Genomic DNA, 21,460 nt, shown 5'->3' with positions numbered 1-21,460 from the left:
AAACGAAAGTGATGAGGGGGCCGTCGGCCCATTGAAGCGATGATGGAATCCGGTTACGACTCGCGCGGATCGAGCGCATCGCGCAGACCGTCGCCAAGCAGGTTGAAACCGAGTACAGCCAGAAAGATCACGATGCCCGGGAAAATCGACATCCACGGCGCCTGACTGACAAAATCCTTCGCTGTGTTGAGCATCGAACCCCACGACGGCGCCGGCGGCAGCTGGCCGAGCCCGAGGAACGACAAGCTCGCTTCGGCGATGATCGCGGTCGCGATCGTCAGACTTGCCTGCACGATGATCGGCGGCAGCACGTTCGGCAGGATGTATCGCGCAATGATCCGAGCGTGGCCAAGGCCGATTGCCCGCGCGCCCTCGACGTATTCCTCGGCCTTCACGGTGATCGCCTGGCCGCGCGTCAGCCGGACGAAGCGCGGCATCGCGGAGATGCCGATCGCGGCCATTGCATTGGTCAGGCTCGGTCCGAGGAACGCGGCGAGCGCGATGGCGAGGATCAGGAACGGAATCGACAGCAACGCATCGGCGATTCGCGAGATCACTCCGTCGACGAGCTTGCCGAAATAGCCGGCCAGCAAACCGAGCGGCACGCCGATCACGACCGCGATGCATACCGACACGACACCCGCCAGCAGCGACGCTCGCGCGCCCCACAGCAGACGGCTCAGCACGTCGCGGCCGAGTTCGTCGGTGCCGAACCAGTGCGCGGCCGAAGGAGCCTGCCGCACGGTCATGAAGCTTGCCTGAACCGGGTCGTAATGCGACAGCCACGGCGCGAATACCGCCATCAAGACGATGAGCAGCACGAGCGCCGCGCCGAACACGGCGGCGCGATTGCGCATGAATTTCGCGATTCCGCGGCGCTTGCGGCGCGGCAGTACGGTCGTCTGCGACGCAGCGGCCGACGCGTGAACGGGGGTGGCGGGAGTAGCCATCAGCTGCGTCTCAGTCGGGGATTGAGAAGGACGTACAACACGTCGGCGCACAGGTTCACGACGATGAAGCACAGCGCGGTGACGAGCACGACACCCTGCACGACCGCGTAGTCGCGATTGAACACAGCATCGACGATGAGCTTGCCGAAGCCGGGGATCGTGAAAACCTGCTCGGTCAGCACCGCACCCGCGAGCAGTTCGCCGAACAGCAGCGCGAGCATGGTGACGATCGGAACCAGCGCGTTGCGAAAAGCGTGCTTGACGACGGCGGTGCCGCGCAGCAGCCCTTTGGCACGCGCGGTACGAATATAGTCGGTGCGCAGCACGCTCAGCATCGCGCTGCGCGTGTGGCGCATCAATTGCGCGCCGAGCGACGCGCCGAGCACGAACGCGGGCATCAGCATGGTCTTGATGCTGAGCCAGAAGTCTTCAGTCGGCGACACGTAGCCGGACGACGGCAGCAGATGCCAGCGCACCGACACGATGAAGATCAACATGATCCCGAGCCAGAAGTTCGGGATCGACATGCCGGACAGCGCGAAGACGTTCGCGCCGTAATCGAGGGCGCCGCCGCGGCTTGCGGCGGAGATGACGCCCGCCGGAATGCCGATACCGATCGCGAAGATCATCGCCATCGCCGCGAGCTGCAGCGTGACCGGCAGCTTCTGCACGATCAGCGACGTCACCGGCACATCGGTGCGCAGCGATGCGCCGAGATCGCCGTGCACGACGTCGCGAACCCACAGCGCGTACTGCGTCGGCACCGCCTCGTCGAGGTGGTACTTGACGCGCAACGACGCGATCAACTGCGGATCCTGATCTTCCCCAGCCATCGCCATCACGGGATCGCCGGGCAGCAGCTTCTGCAGGCCAAAGATCAGCATCGACACGAGAATCAGCGTCGGAATGGCGACCAGCACGCGATTTGCGATGATCTGCAGCATGATCGGTCAGCCCTTGACACTGACGCCGCGCAGGCGGATCAGGCCGTCGGGATAGGGCGTGAAGCCTTGCACCTTCTTCGACAGCTCGAACGGCCACGGCTGGCTATAGACATAGATGATCGGATCGTCATCGGCGAGCAGCTTCGACGCCGTGTCGTACTCCGTTTTGCGGTCCGCGGCGGTCAGCTTCACGCGCGCGGCGTCGAGCAACCGGTCGACTTCGGGGTTGCAGTAATGCGCGTAATTGAGGTTGCCGGCGCACGTGTTGAACTGATGCAGGTTGCCGTCCGGATCGACACGGCCCGACCAGCCGAGGTACATTGCCTCGAAGTCGCCGCTGTGCGCGGCATTGAGCTCGGTCGCATAGTCGGTCGGCCGCAGCTTCAGGTTGAAGCCGGCTTCGCCGACCATCGCCTGCATCATCTGCACGATCTGGCTCGACACCGTGTTGTTCGGGTAAGTGAACTCGATGTCGACGTGCTCGTGGCCCGCCGCCTTCAGGAGCGCCTTCGCCTTCGCGACGTCGCGATGCGGCATCGGCAGCGACGCGTTGTAGTATGGGCTCGACTTCGGCACCGCCTGATTCGCCGGCGCGAAGATGCCCGCGCCGATCACCTGGTTGATCGCGTCACGGTCGATCGCGAGTTCGAAAGCCTGCCGCACGCGCTTGTCTCTCAGCAGCGCGTTGCTGCGCTTGCCGTTGCCGATGTTGAACGTAACGTAGTAATAGCCGAAGCCGCTGACCGGCGCGAACTTGTAGCTCGCGTCGCTCTTGACCGACGCGACATCGGACGGCGCGAGGCGCTCAAGCATGTCGAGCGAGCCCGAGCGCAGATTTGCAAGGCGCACGGTGCTATCCGGAATCGGCAGGAAAATCACGCGCTGGACCGGGTATTTGTCGGCGTCCCAGTAGCCTGGGAATTTCTCGAGCACGACGCGATCGTTCTGCACGCGCTGGACGAACTTGTACGGGCCCGAACACACCGGATGCGCGGCGACGCCGGCCGGATCGGCCAGCGTCTTCGGTGCGAGCATCATGCCGGCGCGGTCGGTCAGCGTCGCGAGCAGCGCGGCATCCGGCTGCTTCAACGCGATCGCGACCGTGTAGTCGTCGATCACGTCGACGTGATCGACCGACGCCAGTTCGCTCTTGCGGTTGCTCGTTTGCAGCGTGCGGTCGCGGTCGAGGTTCGCCTTGACGGCCGCCGCGTTGAACGGCTCGTCGTCCTGGAATTTCACCCCTTGACGCAGCTTGAACGTGAGCGTCTTGCCGTCGGCGCTCGTCGTCCACGACGTCGCCAGCATTGGCACGATCTTCAGGTCGGGCGTGATATCGACCAGCGCATTGCACAGCGATGCAAACACGATTCGGTCGACGAGCTGTACGCTGCGTGCGGGGTCGAGCGAACCGATGTCGTCCTGCAAGCCGATCCGTATCGTCTGGCTGTTCTGGGCCATCGCGGCGGTAGCGCTGAGTGCGAGCGCCGCGGCAATCAACATTCTTCGCATGAGGACTTTCCCTTTTTCTTCCAATTCATAAAACGGTGTGCTGAACGGGCATCGGCGCGTCGGCAACTCAATTCTTCACTCGAGTTTCATCTCGACCGCCAGCTCAGTCGCCGCCGGCGGCCACCGCCGCCTGGCGGTCGCGGTAGATCGCGAGCCGCTCGATCAATTTCGGGCTGACGCTCGTAACCACCGGTGCGCCACCGCCGGCGCTCTGGATCTCGCGCCAGAAGTGGCACGCGACCTGCCGTCCGTCCTCGAGTCGTTCGCTGATCGGCCGCGCTTGCGCGCAGTGCGGCTTCGCGTGCGGACAGCGCGTATGGAAACGGCAGCCGGAAGGTGGCGCGGTCGGACTTGGCTGATCGCCGGACAACGCGGGCTTCGCACGCCGCCCGTGCGGGCTGCTCGCCGGAATAGCACGCAGCAGCGCTTGCGTGTACGGATGCAGCGGCGCGTCGAACAGTGCATCGACATCGGCCAGCTCGACGATCTCACCGAGATACATCACGGCGACGCGGTCGCTCATATGACGGATCACCGCGAGGTCATGCGCAACCATGATCAGCGTGAGGCCGAGATCCTGTTTCAGTGTCTCGAGCAGATTGATCACCTGCGCCTGCACCGAGGCGTCGAGCGCCGACACCGGCTCGTCGCCGACGATCAGCTTCGGCTCGCCGGCCAATGCGCGCGCGATGCCGATCCGTTGTCGCTGGCCGCCAGAGAATTCGTGCGGATAACGGTCTGCGTAGGCCGGTTGCAGGCCAACCGTGCGCAGCAGTTGCGCGACGCGCTCGCGGTGCTCGGCGCCGTTGCGCGCGAGCCCGTGCAGCGCGATCGGCTCACCGACGATCTGGCCGATCGTCATGCCCGGATTCAGCGACGCGAACGGATCCTGAAAGATGATCTGCATTTCGCGGCGCAGCCGCCGCAGCGGCGCGCCTTGCTGATGCGTGATGTCCTTGCCTTGATAGAAGACGCGGCCGTCTGTCGATTCGATCAAACGGAGCAGCAGGCGGCCTAGCGTGGACTTGCCACAGCCAGATTCGCCGACGATCGCGAACGTCTCGCCGGGCTGGACCGCGAACGACACGTCGTTGACTGCATAGACGGTTGGCGTGCGCGTGAAGAGATGCCGCGTACCGCCAAAATGCTTCGTCAGCGCGCGCGCCTCGATGATCGGAGTCTGCGAATGCGAGGCCGGGTGCGCGTGCGGCGTCGGTGTAGTGGGCGTCGTCATGCGAATTCCTTGCGCAATACCGGCGCGGCGACCTGTTCGACCGGAGCTAGCCAGCACGCGACGCGATGCACACCGCCTATCACCTTGTCGGGCGGCGCGGCGTCGATGCAGCGTTGCTCGGCGAACGGACATCGCGTCGCGAAGCGGCAGCCGTGCGGCATCAACTCGGGCGCCGGCACCGAACCGCGGATCGTCGCGAGCGCGCCTTCGCGCTTGCCGACCGACGGAATCGCGCCCATCAGGCCGATCGTGTAGGGATGTTGCGGGTCGTCGAACAGATCGGCGACAGTGCCGTATTCGACGATGCGGCCCGCGTACATCACCGCGACGTGGTCGGCGACTTCAGCGACGACGCCGAGGTCGTGCGTGATCAACACCATCGCGGTGCCGGTCTCGGCTTGCAGATTTTTCACGAGCGACAGCACCTGGGCCTGGATCGTCACGTCGAGCGCGGTAGTCGGCTCGTCGGCGATTAACAGGCGCGGGCGGTTCGCGAGCGCCATCGCGATCATCACGCGTTGGCGCATACCGCCGGAAAGCTGATGCGGGTATGCATCCAGCCGGGTTTCCGGCGCCGGGATCCGCACGAGCCGCAGCATCTCGAGCGCCTGCTCGCGCGCTTGCCCGCGCTCGACATCGCGATGCCGACGGATGCTTTCGGCGATCTGCTCGCCGACCGTGAATGCCGGGTTCAGCGACGTCATCGGTTCCTGAAAGATCATCGACAGCCGGTTGCCGCGAATATCGGCCAGTTCGCGCTCGGACAGCGAGAACAGGTCCTTGCCTTCGAAATGCGCGGTGCCGGCGACGCGTTGCGCAGGCGGGCTCGCGAGCAGACCCATCAGCGCGAGCGACGTCACGCTCTTGCCGCAGCCCGATTCACCGACGATGCATAGCGTCTCGCCAGTGCCGACTGAGAACGACACGTCGTGGACGAGGTTCGGCACCTCGGCGGCCCGCGAGAACTTCAAAGAAAAGCCTCGGACCTCCAGAACCGTTCGGCGGGCGGCATCGGTCATGCTGGGTAACTCCATATCGGGCTGCTAGTCCTGTTCAAGGCTGTCCTGCCGGCGATTATGTGATGCGCTTCACGTGGGAAAATATTAATATTTCTTACTTACAGTTAAATTTTCCTTGGGAATGAGCGATGCCGACGCTGCGCATGTTGAGAACCTTTCGGGCCGTCGCGCGCACCGGATCATTCGCGGCAGCGGCCGGGAGCGTCGCGCTGACCCAGGCGGCGGTCAGCTTGCAGATGCGCGGGCTCGAACAGGCGCTCGGCCGCCAGTTGTTCGACCGCAGTAGGCGGCAGATCGCGCTGAACCGCCACGGACAAGAGATTTGGCCGAAGGTCGAGCAGATCTTCGACCTGCTGGCCGAACTCGAGGCGACGCCGGCGGAGTCGATGGTCGGGCCGGTGACCATCGGCGCCGTGGTGTCGGTGATCGGCGCGCTGTCGCTGGTCGTCGCGCGTTTGAAGGCCGCGCATCCGCAACTGGATGTGCGGCTGCTGTCGTCGCGCTCCGACGAACTGGCGCGGATGGTCGAGGCGGGTGAGGTCGATATCGCGGCGGTCGTCGCGCGTGCCGACACGACGCTGCCCGACACGCTGAAGTGGACGACGTTATATACGGAGCCGCTGATGCTGGTGGTGAGCCGCGAAATCGGCGACAACGATCCGCGGCGAATCCTGCGCAGCCACCCCTTTCTGCGCTTCGACCGGCGGGTGCGCACCGGGCGTGTCGTCGAGCATGCGCTGCAGACGGCCGGCCTGACGGTCAACGAATACCTCGAACTCAACTCGATCGAGACGATCGTCGCGCTGGTGCGCGAAAATGTCGGCGTCACGGTGCTGCCGCTTCTGCATCGCGGCAACTGGCGCAACGATCCGTTGCTACGCGTGCTGTCGATTTCGAATCCGCCGGCGCTGCGTACAGTCGGCATGATCCAGCGCGCGTCATATGACCGGCGCGGCATCACGCAGGCGATTATTGATACGCTGCACAGCGACTGAGCGGCGCTTGTGGCGCACGCTGCGGTCACGCCATCGTCCGGATGCCTGGATGCTATGGGGGGCTGTGAAATTAAGAATCTCCGCTGGCGCCCGGACGGCGTCGAGTTTCGCTGCGGCGACGGCTTGCCGCTTGGCGTCACGTCTGTGCCGCCCTACCCCTGCTTCCACCGTTTCACGATATCCGTCTCGACGTCGAACAGGTCGAGCAGCCGCCCGACGGTATGATCGACGATATGCTCGATTGACTGCGGGCGCGAATAGAACGCCGGCACGAGCGGCGCCACCACCGCTCCCATGTCGGACAACTGCAACAGCGTACGCAGATGGCCGCTGTGCAGCGGTGTCTCACGCACGCCGAGCACCAGCCGGCGCCGCTCCTTCAGCACCACGTCGGCCGCGCGACTCATGAGCGTGCCCGTCACTCCCGTCGCGACCTCGCTCATTGTCCTGACCGAACACGGCACGATCAGCATGCCCATTGTCCGAAAGGACCCCGAGGAAATCGCCGCGCCGATATCTCTGGTCGAGTACCAGACAGAGGCCAGCGCCCGCACGTCGGCAGGCTTGAAGTCGGTTTCGCAGGTCATCGTCAGTTCCGCGGCCTTGCTGAGAACGAGATGCGTCTCGATGCCGACCTGCTTGAGTACCTCCAGCGTCCGGATCCCGTATGCCATTCCAGACGCCCCCGTAATCCCGACGATCATACGTCGCGCTGCTGCGTTGTTCATCGTTGTCCCATTCTAGAAACGCGTGTGCAGACCGATGCGAAACACCGCCTGGTTCGGCCCGCTCGATGGCGCAGTGGGTCCGAGCAGCCAAACGCGACCGCGCGACCGTGCGCGAGGAAGCGATCGAACTGCTTACCCGCGTCGGCCTTGCCGACAAGCACGACCAGTTTCCCTCACGCCTTTCTGGGGGGCAGAAGCAACGGGTCGGCATTGCTCGCGCTCTTGCGATGAAACCGGATGTACTGCTGTTCGACGAACCGACCAGCGCGCTCGATCCGATGCTGGTTGGCGAAGTGCTGAGCGTGATGAGGTCGCTTGCTAACGAAGGTGCGACGATGGTGATCGTCACGCACGAAATGGAGTTCGCGCGACAGGTAGCGGATCGCATCGTGTTCATGGATGGCGGCCAGGTTGTCGAAACGGCGACGCATGGGCGTAGCGAAATGCGCCCCTTCCCCCCACGCTTCTTCCTGGCAGACAGCCGACGCGAATTGCATCAAGCAAACGATTCTGCGCCTTACATTTCTCACCGTACTTGCTAACGCTTCACATACTCCGGGGACATACTCATGCGCCGCTGCCATGGCCTCGTCCAGAAGCCGTTGGCATGATCCGGCAGATCGGCGAAGCAGACGTACTCAGCGCCAACGTCAAGCCGCCACATATCGCCTCATTTCTAGTGCAGTTGCCACATCTCGGTCATATTCAAGGCACATTCTCCCGGATGCCTTACGCGGTTGTGAGTCAACAGTTGCCTCCTTGTAGTGCGTGCCGTGAAGCCACGAGTTCCTTATGTTCTGGCTGCACGGCACGCCGTTTCTCCCAATCAACGGCAGATAAACAACGAACATGACATCAAATAGTCGACGTGATTTCCTGCGAGCCGCTGCGCAAGCGGCCGGCGCGGCCACAGCACTAGGTGCAGTGCCTATCGGTATCCGCAGCGCACTGGCGATACCTGCGCATAATTCGACGGGCACTATCGAAGACGTACAGCACATCGTTGTCTTCATGCAAGAAAATCGCTCTTTCGATAACTACTTCGGGTCCCTACGTGGCGTGCGAGGCTTCGGCGACACCCGCCCCATTCCACTGACAACCGGTAAGTCCGTATTCTTCCAGCCCGCCAACAACGCCGACGGCTATGTCTTGCCTTTCCGTCCCGATCTTCCGAACCTCGGCTTACAGTTCGTGCAGGATCTGGATCACAGTTGGCCCGGCACGCATGCGGCATGGAACAACGGCCGCTATGACCAGTGGGTGCCGGCCAAGGGCACAACGACGATGTTCCATTTGACGCGCAAGGACATCCCGTTTCACTATCAGCTGGCCGACGCATTCACGATTTGCGATGCCTATCATTGCTCGGCCATGACGCCGACCGACCCGAACCGCTACTACATGTGGACCGGCTGGGTAGGCAACGACGGAGGCGGAGGCGGCCCCGTGATCGATAACGCCGAGGCCGGTTACTCATGGGGCACATTCCCGGAAAAGCTGGAGGCCGCCGGCATATCGTGGAAGGTCTACCAGGACACGGGTTCCGGTTTGAATCCGTCGACCGGCTGGGGCGACGACAAGAATCCCTTCATCGGCAACTTCGGAGATACGTCGCTTCTATTCTTCAAGCAGTATCAGAACGCGCAACCCGGCAATCCGTTGTTCGAAAAGGCACGCACGGGTACGCAGGTCGAGGTGAGCGGGACTTACTTCGACATACTCAAACAGGACGTGCTAAACAATACGCTGCCTCAGGTTTCTTACATCGTGGCCCCGGAAGCGTTTTCGGAACACGGCAACTGGCCGCCGAACTACGGGGCATGGTATGTCGACCAGGTCCTTCAGGCGCTCACGTCGAACCCGGAAGTCTGGAGCAAGACGGTATTGCTTCTAACCTACGACGAGAACGATGGTCTCTTCGATCACATGCCGCCGCCATATGCATCATCCACGCCCGCAACTGGTCTTTCAACGGTCTCCACCGCGAACGAGTTTTTCGCGGGTTCGGGCAACAATCAACCCGGTCCCTACGGCCTTGGGCCGCGCGTACCGATGATCGCCATCTCGCCATGGTCAAAGGGTGGTTACGTGTGCTCCGAAGTCTTCGACCACACATCGATCATCCGTTTTATCCAGAAACGTTTCGGGCAGGGCAACAGCCTGCAGGAACCGAACATTACGGCATGGCGCCGCACGGTGTGTGGAGACCTGACATCGGTTTTCAACTTCCGAAACCCAAACGACGACTTCCCGCAACTGCCGGTCACCACGTTTCCTGCGGACAAGAACCGTCACCCGAACGTCATACCTGTCGTGCCGAGCGCCCAGTCACTGCCGAAACAGGAACCCGGTGTACGGCCGGCACGCGCACTGCCGTACGAGTTTTTCGTTCGCGGAGGCGTGAACGGGCACGGCAACGCGTTCCGTTTGCACATGACGAACACGGGGCGCGCGGGTGTCAACCTGCGGGTCTATTCGGGAAATGCGACGGATCTGCCGCGCAGCTATACGGTCGAAGCAGGTAAGGACCTTTCGGACGATTTGATGCTCGCTCCGGGGGGAAGCTACGACTTTTCCGTGTTCGGACCCAACGGCTTTCTGCGCCGCTTTGTGGGCAATGCAGACCCTAGGGGGAATCAAGGACCAGCGGTTAAGGTTGCCGAAGGCTACGATGTCGCAAACGGCAATCTGCAACTGCGTCTGACGAACCCGGGTAAAGAGCGATCGGTTTTCAAGGTCGACAGTGTCTACAACTCGCCGATAAGCGGCGAGCGCAGCGTGCGCGGCGGTGATGTCGGCGTTGTAATGATCGATCTCCGAAGTTCATTCGGGTGGTACGACCTGACAGTGACAGTCGACTCCGACAAAAGCGCCCTGTGGCGCATTGCCGGCCACGTGGAAACCGGGCGTGACAGCGCATCAGATCCGGCGCTTGGAGGGTGACGTTGAGTCGTTAACGCGAGCCGGCCGGCCGTCAACTGCCTGATTGGTCGTTGACGATCGGGGCTCCACCCTGCGGTCCATCAGACCGCCACATGCAGCAACGAGCGGGCCGGTACGGCTCGTTCTACTGACGCTTTTCCTTCGGTTTAACGTCAAGCTGAACGTTGTGGCGGCATCTTGAAGAAGGCATGCATCGCATGCCAGATACGATGTCGGTTGATGCCCAGCACGGCGATATGAGCCACTCCCTTGATCTCGCAAAACTGCTTGTCCTTGTTCGGCAACTGCGAAAAGAAATCGAGCAGTTCCGCATCGGTCGCATTGCCGTCATGCTCAGATCTCGTCATGCAAACGGGACACTGCAGCTGTTTCGGATCGACCATCGGCATATGAATCGCCATATCGATGTAGGTGCCGTTCGGCGTCCGGTTGGTGAGCTTGAGTTCATAGTTGGCGAGTGCCTTCGGTACCCTAGGATCGACCGTCGACGGGTCGTCGCGGGAGAAGATGGCATCGAGGCTCGCTGGCGAGGTTGGACGGAAGTTGGTGGCCTCGAGGGCCGCCACCCCCAAAATAAGCCGGGACGTAACACCGGGCAAGTGGCCTGAATCTGGTCGTGGCTGCCATCACGCTGTGGAACACCGTGTATCTGGAGCGGTCGATTGAAGCCTTGCGGCTGCAGCGCGAGATAGACGACAGCTTGATCCCGCACGTCGCGCCGCTGGGCTGGAATCACATCAGCCTGACGGGTGACTATGTGTGGCACGCCAACAAACGCGTCGCCAAGGGCCGATTCCGACCGTTGCGTGCCGCGAAATCGACCAAACTCCGGTCTTAGTCGGGTAGCAGCAACGCATCGCTGCGTCGCCGCCCCCTAAGAACGGAGCGTGCGAGTTTTCCCCGCACTCCGCTCAAGCCGTTCAAAGCCCCTGATGCGGAGCCGGTTTCGTCACGGATAGCCCAAGACTGTGAATTTGGGCGTGGCAGTTCGGGTGAACCATGATCAAGTTTCGCGACGCATTACCTCCGCCGTCAACACGACGGACAATGTGGTGAACGTGCCAGCCTGTGTCCTTGGTGATGCGTTGGTCGCAGACACAGCAGATGCCCTGTTGAGCAAGCCAAAGCCGAATCAGCTTCTTCCGACCTTTGAGCGAGTTGAACATCTTGAAACCTTGACGATCTTCGAAGTAACCTTCCCAGGCCGGGTCGAAGGGATTCGCCTCTGCTTTTATTTTAATGTGCCGCCGGATGGGTACCTCTGCCGCATAACGAAGCGTCGTCACGATTGGCTTGCCATCTGGCCAATACTCACCCGTTTGCGCAGCAAAGATCCAATCCCGTGTTCCAATGCATCGAAAGTAACGATGCTTGATCCATCGACGTCCCTTGTTGGGATGCCGGCGACAGCACCATTGCCACAACGCCCGCCATATCTCTGAATCGACGCGCGCGAAGACTCTCTTGGAGACAACATGTCGATGATAGTCCGCCCACCCTTTGATCACCGGGTTTAACAGGCCAATCAGGTTCTGTTGCTTGGCCGTCCGGTTTTCATTAATGATCGAGCGAATTTTCCTCAGAAACGCCTGAACGTTCTTCTTTGATGGCTTGATGAGCAGCTTGCCACGATACTTCCGAACGTTCTGCCCCAGAAAGTCGAACCCCTCCGAGATATGTGTGACCTTCGTCTTCTCTGGCGAGAGCGATAACCCGCGCTCCTGCATGAAACGTTCGATAATAGGTCTGACTTCTCGTTCTAGAACCCCTTTCGAGGGACCAGTAACGATAAAGTCATCTGCATAACGAACGAAATTGATTTTTGAACTGATTTGCCTTCCGTCGATCCACTTTGGTGGCCCAAAGGCAATCGCCAGATGAAGCTGCAAACCATCCAATACCCAATTTGCAATCGCAGGCGAGATAATTCCACCTTGCGGTACGCCCATCTCAGTTGGGAACCACTGCCGATCTTTGAGGTACCCTGCCTTTAGCCATTTCCGGAGCATCGCTTTGTCCGTCGGGACGTGAGCAATGATCCAGTCATGCGAAATTTCGTCGAAACAGGCCTGAATGTCGCCTTCTAGAATCCATTGCGCAGCACTTTTTCTCGCAAGCGCAATGAAGCACTGCTCGATCGCGTCGGCAGTGCATCTTTCCGGACGAAACCCATAAGAGTGTGGGTCTGCACTCGCTTCCGATACAGGCTCCAGGGCGAGCAAATACAGCGCTTGCATCGCTCTGTCGCTCATACAGGGAATTCCGAGTGCTCTTGTTCGGCCGTTGCTTTTGGGAATCTGAATTCTACGCAACGGCCGCGGCCGGTAACCACGACGATGCAGCATTTCGATGGCGTGGTATTTGGCGTCCGGGGAGGACCATGTAACCTTATCGACCCCGGGCGTTTTCCTGCCTCGGTTCTCCGTCACTCGTTTGACGGCGAGAGCTTTGCCGCTGAACGAGTGGGTCAGCAGCCATTGCAGGGCTTTCACCCTGTTCCAGCGGCCTTCCTTTGTAGCCTTGACGATTCTTGCCTGAAGCCTCCTGACTTCCCGGTAACATCCGGCCCAGTTGATAGCGTGCCAATGTCCCGCGTCGCCGGAGGGTGCACCAGCGCGTTCTGCATACGCCGTCATTTGCTTTCCCTCCTGTAAAGGTTCACCAAACAATCTCGTCAAGAACGACCCGATCGAAGTCTGCCCGCTTTCGCGTGGGGTGATATCGCCTTGCAGCCCAACCCCTATCCACCCCATTACAGGGCGGCGTTCGCTTTCTCGACCATCCTTTACCCGCATCCTCATCAGCGTTCCTTGCGGTTCGCCTGCCACGAGGGCAAGGATTCGGGCTTACCGTGTTCCACACCAGTTACACGAACAGCTTAGGTCCCGCCTTTCCTCCGGTGACGTCCTGTCCCTGTGCCCGCAGTACGCATCGAGCAACCTGCCACATACCTTTTGGTCCAACCCTGCCAGCATCTTTGGCTTGCTCTTTTTTAACGAGGGTTACGGCGATTCACTTGTGTTGACCATCCTGTCCAGCCTAGCGTCCTTGCCGCCTGATGCTGGCAGCAGTTGAGCTCGCCTCGCGGCGTGCTCTTCTCATGCGAGGGACTTCATTGTTCCGAGGGCTCCGAACCCAGCCGTTACCAGCCACGCTCGCCTCGGTAGGCTATCGTCGAGGGAACAACGAGTCTCACTATCCCTTGCGGGTTGAGACAATAACTGGCGCGACCTCACGTCGCACGCGTACGAAAAAATCCGTTTCTTGAGGGTACCCGAGCTCATGTTCAGTCTTCGCAAGCGGCCGCATCGGATATTCCGAGATGCGATGGTCTTTTGCAATCGGGTTCGTCGTAGTATCCAGCATCGTCGTTGTTTCGTTTCAACGGAAACTGAGCCACCATTGTTTTGGCTCGTATAGAAGGAGGTTCCATGCGTTGCTCTCGTATCCTGCGCTATGCGGTCGCGCTTGTCCCGCTGTTCGGCGGCCTGGCACAGGCGGATGACATTGTTACATCCTGGAATTCGGTGCATCTGCCGCCGTCGCCGCGTCTGACCTCCGTAACGGTCGATCCCGCCCATACCGCGCTGCTCGTGCTCGATTTCGACACTGGTAATTGCACGACGACGCAGCGACCGACTTGTTTCGCCTCATTACCGAAGGTCGCCGCATTGCTCGACGCTGCGCGCCGGCACAAGATGATGGTCGTCTACAGCACGACACCGACTGGGTCGATCAAGTCGGTGCCTACAGTGCTTGCGCCCAAGGGTGGGGAGACGGTAGTGCACTCGGGCGTCGACAAGTTTCTTGGCACCAACCTGGAAGCTGCATTGAAGGCGAAACACATCCATACCGTAATCGTCACTGGAACCGTCGCGCACGGCGCGGTTCTTTACACCGCAAGCGCCGCTTCATTGCGCGGCTTCAAAGTGGCGGTGCCGGTCGACACGCTCTCGGCCCCGGAGCCGTTCGCCGAACTGTCCGCGACATGGATTCTGTCGAACGCACCGGCGAGTGTCGCGAAGAATATTAATGTGACGCGCTCTGACATGGTCCAGTTTTGATTGATGATCGTGCTGCGGCGCAACCCGCATTGGGGAAGCCCGGCACGCTCGCACACGAATGGTTACGACGCGCCCCCTCCGTCGCTTCGCGAGCAGGCGACCCAGCGGATCGGCCGGATGGGGCGCGACAATCTCCCCCTCCATCGAGCACCGCGTGGCCGTAAAACGCCGAAGCGGGGCCGCAAACTGCACTTCAATCCGGCCATTTTTCGAGGAGCGCTTCAGGACCATCGAGCGGGTCTTCGCCTGGGAGGACAAGTTCCGGCGCCTGCTGCTTCGCTTCGAGCGTCTGAGCCCGGTTCACTATGCATTCAAGACCCTCGCTTACACGATGATCAACCTGCGGCACTACGGCTGACTATCAGCGCCGGTGCGAGCACTGTGGCGATGGCGTTCGGCGCCATGAAGCGTCACGCCAACTTCATCTGCAATCCTGACAAACTATTACTCAAAATAACATAAGGATCGACTCTTTTCACAACTCGAACCGCCCCTGCGCACTCACGCCACATCGCTTCACTGCCTCCAGTTCGCGCTGGAGTGAAACCCGCAACCAGTTCTCCGTCTACCCGTCCAGCTTGCGTGCGGCGTCGCCTAGACTCTGGCGATTCGCAGCAAATTGGTGGTACCAGATTCGCCGAACGGCATGCCCGCTGCGATCGCCACCGGGTCGCCTGAATTTGCAAAGCCCTGTTTCGCGGCGATGCTGCACGCGGCACTCACCATCTCGTCGACCGATTCGACGTCAGGGCTGACTGTGGAATGCACGCCCCACACCAGCGCAAGACGCCGCGCCGTCGACAGCTTCGGCGTGATGCTGAGAATCGGCACGACCGGACGCTGACGGGCGGCCCGCAGGCTGGTGTGTCCGGACGTCGTGTACGTGACCGTTGCAACCGCAGCGATGGTCTGCGCGACATCGCGCAGTGCCGCGCAGATTGCGTCTCCCGGTGTGCCCAGCGGAAGTTCATGCTGGGCATCGAGCAGGCTCCGGTAGAGCGGATCATGTTCGACCTCCTTGATGATCCGCTCCATCATCGCCACGGCCTGCACAGGAAAGCCGCCGCTGGCCGACTCCGCAGACAGCATGACGGCGTCCGCGCCATCGTAGATCGCCGTCGCGACGTCCGATGCTTCGGCGCGCGTGGGCACCGGCGCTGAAATCATCGATTCAAGCATCTGCGTCGCGATGATCACCGGCTTGCCGTGGCTGCGGCAGGATCGAAGAATGCGCTTCTGCGCACCTGGCACGCGTTCGGGCGGAAGCTCGACGCCGAGGTCGCCGCGAGCGACCATCACCGCATCGGCCGCATTCACGATCTCATCGAGCCGATCAAGCGCTGCCGGCTTTTCCAGCTTGACCATCAGCCCGGCGCGCTCTCCAATGAGTTCGCGCGCGTCGATCAAATCCTCCGGACGCTGTACGAACGACAGCGCAATCCAGTCGGCGCCGAGCGACAAGGCAAATTCCAGATCGATCAGGTCTTTCTGGGTCAGCACGGGAATCGGCAGTATCGCGTCGGGAACATTCACCCCTTTTCGATCCGAAAGCGTTCCTCCGTGCAACACGCGGGTGCTGATCCGCTCGCCGTCGTTGCCGAGCACTTCCAGGCGCAGTTTGCCGTCATCGAGCAGCAGCGACTGGCCGGCCGCGACAACGTCGAAGAGTTCCGGATGGGGCAGGCATACGCGATTGACGTCGCCGTCTGCCGGGTTCCGGTCGAGCGCGAATTCGGCGCCCGTCACGAGCATCACCTTGCCCTCGGCGAACGGACCGACGCGCAGCTTCGGTCCCTGCATGTCCGCGAGAATCGAAATGGGCCGGCCCGAAGCACGCTCGACCTCGCGAACCAGCTCATGGCGCCGCCGATGGTCCTCGTGCGAGCCGTGACTGAAATTCAGCCGGAATACATCGGCGCCGGCGTGAAAGAGTTGGGTAATCGTTTCGAGATCAGAGGTCGCGGGGCCGAGGGTCGCGACGATCTTTGCTTTGCGTAGGCGGATCATAATCGGTCAGTAAGGTGAAGTTACGGGCGGGCGAGCGAGCGCGGCAACAGCCGATCAAGCGTCGAGCTGTCTGAGCAATGCGTCGACGCTGCCCTTCGCATCGCCGAACAGCATCCGGGTGTTGTCCTTGTAGAAGAGCGGGTTGTCCACGCCTGCATAGCCAGTCGCCATGCTGCGCTTGGACACGACCACCGTGCGCGCTTTCCACACTTCGAGCACCGGCATCCCCGCGATCGGACTGCCCGGATCCTCAAGCGCACCCGGGTTCACGATATCGTTTGCGCCGATCACAAGGACGACGTCCGTGTTGGTGAAGTCTTCGTTGATCTCATCCATTTCGAGCACAATGTCGTACGGCACCTTCGCTTCGGCAAGCAGCACGTTCATGTGGCCCGGCAAGCGTCCGGCGACTGGATGGATGCCGAAACGCACCCGCACGCCGAGACTATCGAGCTTGCGAGTGATTTCGCTGATCGTTGTCTGCGCCTGCGCCACGGCCATCCCGTAGCCCGGCACGATGATCACCTCGGAAGCGTCGCGCAGAATCGCGCTGACTTCGTCGACGCTGGTCGCCACCACCTCCCCCGAGATATCCGCCGAACTCATGCCGCTCGCCGCGCCGAAGCCGCCGAGAATCACCGAGATGAAACTGCGGTTCATCGCGCGGCACATGATGTAGCTGAGAATCGCGCCGCTCGAGCCGACCAGCGCGCCGGTCGTGATCAACAGGTCGTTGCTCAGCATGAAGCCCGTGGCCGCGGCGGCCCATCCTGAGTAACTGTTCAGCATCGACACGACGACCGGCATGTCCGCGCCGCCGATGGCCATCACCAGATGCACGCCGAGCGCCGCGGCGAGCACGCTCATCACGAGCAATGCGACGATGCCGTCCGCGCCCGACGGCGCCGTGAGGAACCGATAGCCGATCGCCACGCACAGCACCAGCGCAAGCAGGTTCAGCAAATGCCTGCCCGGTATTACGAGCGGTTTGCCGCTGATCGTGCCCTGCAGCTTCAGGAACGCGACGATCGAACCGGTGAATGTAATCGTGCCGATAAACACGCCAAGATAAATCTCGGACAGGTGAATCACCCGCTCCGCGCCGCCGAACTCACCCGCCGGCATCAGATAGTTGGTAAAGCCGATCAGCATCGCGGCCAACCCGACAAAGCTATGCAATATCGCGACCAGTTGCGGCATCTGGGTCATCTCGACACGCCGCGCCAGCAGCGCGCCGACCGCTGCGCCGATCACGGCCGCCGCCAATACGACTTCGATCCCCGCGCCCTGTGCGATCAGCAGCGTCGCAGCGACTGCGATCAGCATGCCCGCCACCCCGTACAGATTGCCGCGGCGCGCGCTGGTCGGATGACTCAGTCCGCGCAAACTCAGGATAAACAGCGTGCTCGCGCCCAAATACGCGATGTTGCCGATTCCGTTCAGCATGACCACTCCTTAGTTGCGCTGGAACATCTTCAACATGCGTTGGGTCACGAGAAACCCGCCCGCGATGTTGATCGTGGCAACCAGCAAAGCGACGCCACCCAGCACCGTTACCAGCACGTTCGGCGTGCCGAGTTGCAGCAGCGCGCCAATCACGATGATTCCGCTGATCGCGTTGGTCACGCTCATCAGCGGCGTGTGCAGCGCCGGCGTCACATTCCAGACCACCTGGTAGCCAACGAACACCGCCAGCACGAACACCGTCAGATGCGCGACGAATGCGGGCGGTGCGACCGCGCCGAGCGCCAGCAGCGCCAACGCCGCTATCGCCAGCAAGACGAGCGATGTATACCGCGAGCGAGCCGCAGCGGCCGCTTGATCCGCGGGATCGACGGGGCTCGCCGCGGGCTTGTCGGGCGGCGGGCGATGCGCGGCGATCGCGGCTTGTTTCGGCGGGGGCGGCGGCCAGCTGACCGCGCCTTGATACACGACGGTCGCGCCGCGCATCACGTCGTCATCCATGTCGATGCGCGCGACACCGTCTTTCTGCGGCGTCAGATCGGTCAATAGATGGCGAATGTTGGTGCCGTAAAGCTGACTCGATTGCGTCGCCATCCGGCTCGGTAAATCGGTGTAACCGATGATCGTCACGCCCCTGACCGGCACCACCTCGCCAGGCCGCGTCAGTTCGCAGTTTCCGCCCTGCTCCGCGGCCATGTCGACGATTACGCTGCCCGGCCGCATGCCCTCGACCATCGCCGCAGTAATGAGCTTGGGCGCCGGCTTGCCCGGAATCAGCGCGGTGGTGATGATGATGTCGACGTCCTTCGCCTGCGCCGCGAACAGCGCCATCTCTGCTTCGATGAACGCCGCGCTCATCTGCTTCGCGTAACCACCGGAACCGCTGCCCTCCTCGTCGACATCCAGCTTGAGAAACTCGGCGCCCATGCTTTCGACCTGCTGCTCGACCTCGGGGCGCGTGTCGAACGCCCGCACGATCGCACCCAAGCCGCGCGCCGCACCGATTGCAGCGAGCCCGGCGACACCCGCGCCGATCACCATCACTTTTGCGGGCGGCATCTTGCCCGCAGCGGTGATCTGTCCGGTGAAGACGCGCCCGAAATGCTGCGCGGCTTCGATCACCGCGCGGTAACCGGCCATGTTCGCCATCGAGCTGAGCGCATCGAGCTTCTGCGCGCGCGAAATGCGCGGCACACAGTCCATCGCCAGCACGCTCGTGCCTCCGTCGGCGAGCCGCGTGAGCAGCGCCGGGTTCTGCGCGGGCCAGATGAAGCTGATCAGCATCGCGCCTTTTTTCAGCAAGGTCGCTTCGTCCAGCCCGAGTTCCGGATTCAGTTCGGGCGCGCGCACCTTGATCACGATATCGGCATCGGCCCACAACGCACGGGGGTCGCTGACCGTCTGCGCGCCGGCCGCGCGATACGCGTCATCGTCGAATGATGCCCTAAGGCCCGCGCCCGCTTCGACGTTCACCGCGAAGCCGAGCTTCAGCAACTGGCCGACGGTTTCGGGCGTCGCCGCGACGCGGCGTTCGCCCGCGCGGACTTCGCGCGGCACTGCAATTGTCATCGCCATGTCAGGCCCCTGTTGACAGCGTGTTCGACAGCACGCCGATCCCTTCGATCGACACCTCGACCGTCGAGCCGTCCTTGATTGAGCCGATACCAATCGAGGTGCCGATAGCAATGACGTCGCCGGGCAACAGCGTCATGTCGTGCGAGATCAGGCTGACCTGTTCGGCGGGCGAGAAGATCATGTCCGACAGCGGATAGTTCTGCCGCTCGACGTCGTCGAGCCGCGTCACGACGTGCGCATTACGCCAGTCGAAATCACGCTGGATCGCAGGACCGATGCAGCTAAACGTATCGAAGCCCTTCGAGCGGCACCATTGCGCAAAGTTGGGGTCTTCGGTCAGGAGTTCGGCAGCGGTCACGTCGTTGATGCACGTGTAACCGAAAATGTAATCGTTCGCCTCGTCTACCGGGACGTTGCGGCAGCGCTTGCCGATCACGATCGCGAGTTCCCCTTCGTACGCGATCTTGCCGCCGTAGGCTTGTGGCCGCTGGATGGGTTCGCCCGGGCCGATTACGGAGGTGGAGGGCTTGATCAGAAATAGCGGATGGGAAGGCGCGGCCTTGCCGAGTTTCTCCGACAGCGCGCGGAAGTTGTTCCACAACGCGACCACCTTCGTAGGAACACACGGATTGAGCAGCGTCACGTCATCGAAGCTCAGTACGTTGGCGCTTGGGACCGCGTCGCCGAACATGTCTCCTTCGTATTCAGTGACGCGATGGTTTTCCAGCACACCGAAACCAATCTGGCCATGGGCGAGCCGAAAACGTATCCACGATTTCATCGAAATGTCTCCTGCGATTTTTTTGCTGCAATGACGCGACCGATCAGGCCGATCGCGCGGCGATGTCTTGTACGGCGTGCGGCGCGTCAAATGCGTGCCGACGGTTGCCTTACGCGCTCATATCGCGCAGTTGCTCGCGCGTGACATCGCCCGCGTCGGCGCGCTCCACCTTGATCACATCCGCGCCGAACCAAGCCAGCAACTGCGTGCACGTCGGCCCCGATTGCACGTGCGTGAAGTCGAGGATCCTCACATCCTCCAATGCTTTGCCCATCTAGCGTTCCCCTAAATTGATCTGCGCCGGCGCTGTACGCCCCGGTTACCGGGTTGCCGGACTGAGCAGCGCCAGCGCCACGCGACGTGCGCCGGCGATGGCGGCTTCTTCGCTTTCAAAGACAGCCTCGTCGACGACCTGCTGGTACGGCAGGAGATCGGGTTGCGCCGGATGATTTTCTTCGGCCGTGCGAATCGCCACGTAGGCGGTCCATCCTCCGTTGTGGATCAATTGCATCGCGGACAACTCGAGCCGATATTGTCCAAGTAGTTCGACGTGCATCGGATGCCTCCTGATAGATCGTCACGAGAGAAAGTCAACCGGATCGACGCGGCTGGCGCTGCGTTACGCTCCCGCCTGGGCTTCCAGCTCGGCCAGGCGTTTGCGCAGATTGCGCTCCTCCTGGAAGCGGCTGGTTTCATCGCGAATCACCGCAACGATCCCGGTCAGCTCATGTTCCGGCGAATGCAGCAGCGCCACCGTAAAGGCAATCGACAGCGAGCGCCCCGCTTTATCCACCGCGGGAACTCGCAGCACATCGTTGCCGTAACGGGTTTGCCCAGTCGCCATGGTCTGCTGATAGCCGTCCCAGTGACGTCCGCGCAAACGCTCCGGAATGATCAGGTCCAGCGACTTTCCCAGTGCCTCGCTTTGGGTGAAACCAAACATGCGCTCAGCGGCCGGATTCCATAGCGTGATATTTCCTTTGGCATCCGAAATGATGATCGCATCGCCGACGGCTGAGACCAGTTGTGCGAAATCGATGGCTGTTTGCATAGCGATACCGGAAATTGAAAAAAGCGGCGGTTCAAGTGCAGACGGCGCCCGCCTCAGGCGCCGTCCATGCAGGCTCCGAAAATGAAAATCCGGATACGTCGAGCCCTACGTGCTTGCGCCGTCAAACCGCTTTGACTTCGCGCAGGTTGAAGATTTCCTGCTGGCTATAGCCAAGACTCGCCAGCACTTCGTCCGT

18 protein-coding genes and 3 pseudogenes are annotated in these 21,460 nt (G+C 61.7%); 6 read left to right on the top strand and 15 right to left on the bottom strand.

Features of this window, described 5'->3' with window-relative positions:
- Positions 1 to 53 precede the first annotated feature (53 nt).
- The 5 genes from SB772_RS33800 to SB772_RS33780 all read right to left on the bottom strand — a co-directional run bounded on the left by SB772_RS33800 (position 54) and on the right by SB772_RS33780 (position 5,656).
- The gene (locus SB772_RS33800; protein ID WP_410837473.1) at positions 54 to 950 is read right to left on the bottom strand and encodes an ABC transporter permease; all 897 of its coding nucleotides are present in this window, start codon (positions 948 to 950) and stop codon (positions 54 to 56) included.
- The gene (locus SB772_RS33795; protein ID WP_410837472.1) at positions 950 to 1,894 is read right to left on the bottom strand and encodes an ABC transporter permease; all 945 of its coding nucleotides are present in this window, start codon (positions 1,892 to 1,894) and stop codon (positions 950 to 952) included. The genes SB772_RS33800 and SB772_RS33795 overlap by 1 nt, the downstream gene beginning before the upstream one ends.
- A 6-nt stretch (positions 1,895 to 1,900) precedes the next feature.
- A complete protein-coding gene (locus SB772_RS33790) occupies positions 1,901 to 3,403 on the bottom strand; it encodes an ABC transporter substrate-binding protein (RefSeq protein ID WP_410837471.1) in 1,503 nt (500 codons plus the stop codon).
- 103 nt (positions 3,404 to 3,506) lie between these two features.
- Entirely contained in the window at positions 3,507 to 4,637 is a 1,131-nt protein-coding gene (locus SB772_RS33785) for an ABC transporter ATP-binding protein (RefSeq protein WP_410837470.1), read from the bottom strand.
- Positions 4,634 to 5,656, bottom strand: coding sequence for an ABC transporter ATP-binding protein (locus SB772_RS33780; protein ID WP_410837469.1), 1,023 nt, complete (start codon positions 5,654 to 5,656; stop codon positions 4,634 to 4,636). Before SB772_RS33780 ends, SB772_RS33785 begins: the two co-directional genes overlap by 4 nt.
- A gap of 128 nt (positions 5,657 to 5,784) precedes the next feature.
- Here SB772_RS33780 and SB772_RS33775 point away from each other — a divergent pair, with 128 nt between their 5' ends.
- Positions 5,785 to 6,651, top strand: a complete 867-nt coding sequence (locus SB772_RS33775) for a LysR substrate-binding domain-containing protein (protein WP_410837468.1) — start codon at positions 5,785 to 5,787, stop codon at positions 6,649 to 6,651.
- A gap of 152 nt (positions 6,652 to 6,803) precedes the next feature.
- On the opposite strand, the gene SB772_RS33770 is transcribed toward SB772_RS33775, so the two are convergent.
- A complete protein-coding gene (locus SB772_RS33770; protein WP_410837467.1) occupies positions 6,804 to 7,379 on the bottom strand; it encodes a UbiX family flavin prenyltransferase in 576 nt (191 codons plus the stop codon).
- Positions 7,380 to 7,471: 92 nt separating this feature from the next.
- Here SB772_RS33770 and SB772_RS33765 point away from each other — a divergent pair.
- Positions 7,472 to 7,921, top strand: a pseudogene (locus tag SB772_RS33765) (amino acid ABC transporter ATP-binding protein); the annotation flags it as partial.
- Between the two features lie 307 nt (positions 7,922 to 8,228).
- On the top strand, positions 8,229 to 10,322 hold the full coding sequence (locus SB772_RS33760; RefSeq protein WP_410837466.1) for a phosphocholine-specific phospholipase C: 2,094 nt from the start codon (positions 8,229 to 8,231) through the stop codon (positions 10,320 to 10,322).
- A gap of 152 nt (positions 10,323 to 10,474) precedes the next feature.
- Here the strand turns inward: SB772_RS33760 and SB772_RS33755 are convergent, their stop codons facing one another.
- On the bottom strand, positions 10,475 to 10,888 hold the full coding sequence (locus SB772_RS33755) for a hypothetical protein (protein WP_410837465.1): 414 nt from the start codon (positions 10,886 to 10,888) through the stop codon (positions 10,475 to 10,477).
- A gap of 23 nt (positions 10,889 to 10,911) precedes the next feature.
- Here SB772_RS33755 and SB772_RS33750 point away from each other — a divergent pair.
- Positions 10,912 to 11,160: pseudogene (locus tag SB772_RS33750) on the top strand (Tn3 family transposase); the annotation flags it as partial.
- A gap of 82 nt (positions 11,161 to 11,242) precedes the next feature.
- Here the strand turns inward: SB772_RS33750 and ltrA are convergent.
- Positions 11,243 to 12,958, bottom strand: coding sequence for a group II intron reverse transcriptase/maturase (gene ltrA / locus SB772_RS33745; RefSeq protein ID WP_410837561.1), 1,716 nt, complete (start codon positions 12,956 to 12,958; stop codon positions 11,243 to 11,245).
- A gap of 795 nt (positions 12,959 to 13,753) precedes the next feature.
- Here ltrA and SB772_RS33740 point away from each other — a divergent pair.
- Both SB772_RS33740 and SB772_RS33735 read left to right on the top strand, forming a co-directional pair.
- Positions 13,754 to 14,386 carry an isochorismatase family protein gene (locus tag SB772_RS33740; protein ID WP_410837464.1) on the top strand — a complete coding sequence of 211 codons (633 nt, stop codon included), beginning with the start codon at positions 13,754 to 13,756 and terminating at the stop codon, positions 14,384 to 14,386.
- A 154-nt stretch (positions 14,387 to 14,540) separates the two neighbouring features.
- A complete protein-coding gene (locus tag SB772_RS33735) occupies positions 14,541 to 14,744 on the top strand; it encodes a hypothetical protein (RefSeq protein ID WP_410837463.1) in 204 nt (67 codons plus the stop codon).
- A 236-nt stretch (positions 14,745 to 14,980) separates the two neighbouring features.
- Here the strand turns inward: SB772_RS33735 and pyk are convergent, their stop codons facing one another.
- The 7 genes and pseudogenes from pyk to SB772_RS33700 all read right to left on the bottom strand — a co-directional run bounded on the left by pyk (position 14,981) and on the right by SB772_RS33700 (position 21,264).
- A complete protein-coding gene (gene pyk, locus SB772_RS33730) occupies positions 14,981 to 16,393 on the bottom strand; it encodes a pyruvate kinase (protein WP_410837462.1) in 1,413 nt (470 codons plus the stop codon).
- Positions 16,394 to 16,447: 54 nt separating this feature from the next.
- On the bottom strand, positions 16,448 to 17,839 hold the full coding sequence (pntB, locus tag SB772_RS33725) for a Re/Si-specific NAD(P)(+) transhydrogenase subunit beta (protein ID WP_410837461.1): 1,392 nt from the start codon (positions 17,837 to 17,839) through the stop codon (positions 16,448 to 16,450).
- A 9-nt stretch (positions 17,840 to 17,848) separates the two neighbouring features.
- Positions 17,849 to 19,432, bottom strand: coding sequence for a Re/Si-specific NAD(P)(+) transhydrogenase subunit alpha (locus tag SB772_RS33720; RefSeq protein WP_410837460.1), 1,584 nt, complete (start codon positions 19,430 to 19,432; stop codon positions 17,849 to 17,851).
- Position 19,433: 1 nt separating this feature from the next.
- Complete coding sequence (locus tag SB772_RS33715) at positions 19,434 to 20,213, bottom strand: fumarylacetoacetate hydrolase family protein (protein ID WP_410837459.1); 780 nt, start codon at positions 20,211 to 20,213, stop codon at positions 19,434 to 19,436.
- Positions 20,214 to 20,331: 118 nt separating this feature from the next.
- A pseudogene (locus tag SB772_RS33710) lies at positions 20,332 to 20,487 on the bottom strand (CoA transferase); the annotation flags it as partial.
- Between the two features lie 45 nt (positions 20,488 to 20,532).
- On the bottom strand, positions 20,533 to 20,769 hold the full coding sequence (locus SB772_RS33705) for a hypothetical protein (RefSeq protein ID WP_410837458.1): 237 nt from the start codon (positions 20,767 to 20,769) through the stop codon (positions 20,533 to 20,535).
- A gap of 63 nt (positions 20,770 to 20,832) precedes the next feature.
- The gene (locus SB772_RS33700; protein WP_410837457.1) at positions 20,833 to 21,264 is read right to left on the bottom strand and encodes a PAS domain-containing protein; all 432 of its coding nucleotides are present in this window, start codon (positions 21,262 to 21,264) and stop codon (positions 20,833 to 20,835) included.
- Positions 21,265 to 21,460 lie beyond the last annotated feature (196 nt).

It is taken from the genome of Paraburkholderia sp. SIMBA_030 (assembly GCF_046535245.1).
Taxonomy (GTDB): Bacteria; Pseudomonadota; Gammaproteobacteria; order Burkholderiales; family Burkholderiaceae; genus Paraburkholderia.
The sequence above is the reverse complement of the archived record's forward strand: the minus strand, read 5'-3'. Positions and strand labels throughout refer to the sequence as shown.

Excerpts from the sequence above, each read along its gene's own strand:
- SB772_RS33800 (WP_410837473.1), bottom strand. The coding sequence starts at position 950 with ATGGCTACTCCCGCCACCCCCGTTCACGCGTCGGCCGCTGCGTCGCAG.
- SB772_RS33795 (WP_410837472.1), bottom strand. The coding sequence starts at position 1,894 with ATGCTGCAGATCATCGCAAATCGCGTGCTGGTCGCCATTCCGACGCTG.
- SB772_RS33790 (WP_410837471.1), bottom strand. The coding sequence starts at position 3,403 with ATGCGAAGAATGTTGATTGCCGCGGCGCTCGCACTCAGCGCTACCGCC.
- SB772_RS33785 (WP_410837470.1), bottom strand. The coding sequence starts at position 4,637 with ATGACGACGCCCACTACACCGACGCCGCACGCGCACCCGGCCTCGCAT.
- SB772_RS33780 (WP_410837469.1), bottom strand. The coding sequence starts at position 5,656 with ATGACCGATGCCGCCCGCCGAACGGTTCTGGAGGTCCGAGGCTTTTCT.
- SB772_RS33775 (WP_410837468.1), top strand. The coding sequence starts at position 5,785 with ATGCCGACGCTGCGCATGTTGAGAACCTTTCGGGCCGTCGCGCGCACC.
- SB772_RS33770 (WP_410837467.1), bottom strand. The coding sequence starts at position 7,379 with ATGAACAACGCAGCAGCGCGACGTATGATCGTCGGGATTACGGGGGCG.
- SB772_RS33760 (WP_410837466.1), top strand. The coding sequence starts at position 8,229 with ATGACATCAAATAGTCGACGTGATTTCCTGCGAGCCGCTGCGCAAGCG.
- ltrA (WP_410837561.1), bottom strand. The coding sequence starts at position 12,958 with ATGACGGCGTATGCAGAACGCGCTGGTGCACCCTCCGGCGACGCGGGA.
- SB772_RS33740 (WP_410837464.1), top strand. The coding sequence starts at position 13,754 with ATGCGTTGCTCTCGTATCCTGCGCTATGCGGTCGCGCTTGTCCCGCTG.
- pyk (WP_410837462.1), bottom strand. The coding sequence starts at position 16,393 with ATGATCCGCCTACGCAAAGCAAAGATCGTCGCGACCCTCGGCCCCGCG.
- pntB (WP_410837461.1), bottom strand. The coding sequence starts at position 17,839 with ATGCTGAACGGAATCGGCAACATCGCGTATTTGGGCGCGAGCACGCTG.
- SB772_RS33720 (WP_410837460.1), bottom strand. The coding sequence starts at position 19,432 with ATGGCGATGACAATTGCAGTGCCGCGCGAAGTCCGCGCGGGCGAACGC.
- SB772_RS33715 (WP_410837459.1), bottom strand. The coding sequence starts at position 20,213 with ATGAAATCGTGGATACGTTTTCGGCTCGCCCATGGCCAGATTGGTTTC.
- SB772_RS33705 (WP_410837458.1), bottom strand. The coding sequence starts at position 20,769 with ATGCACGTCGAACTACTTGGACAATATCGGCTCGAGTTGTCCGCGATG.
- SB772_RS33700 (WP_410837457.1), bottom strand. The coding sequence starts at position 21,264 with ATGCAAACAGCCATCGATTTCGCACAACTGGTCTCAGCCGTCGGCGAT.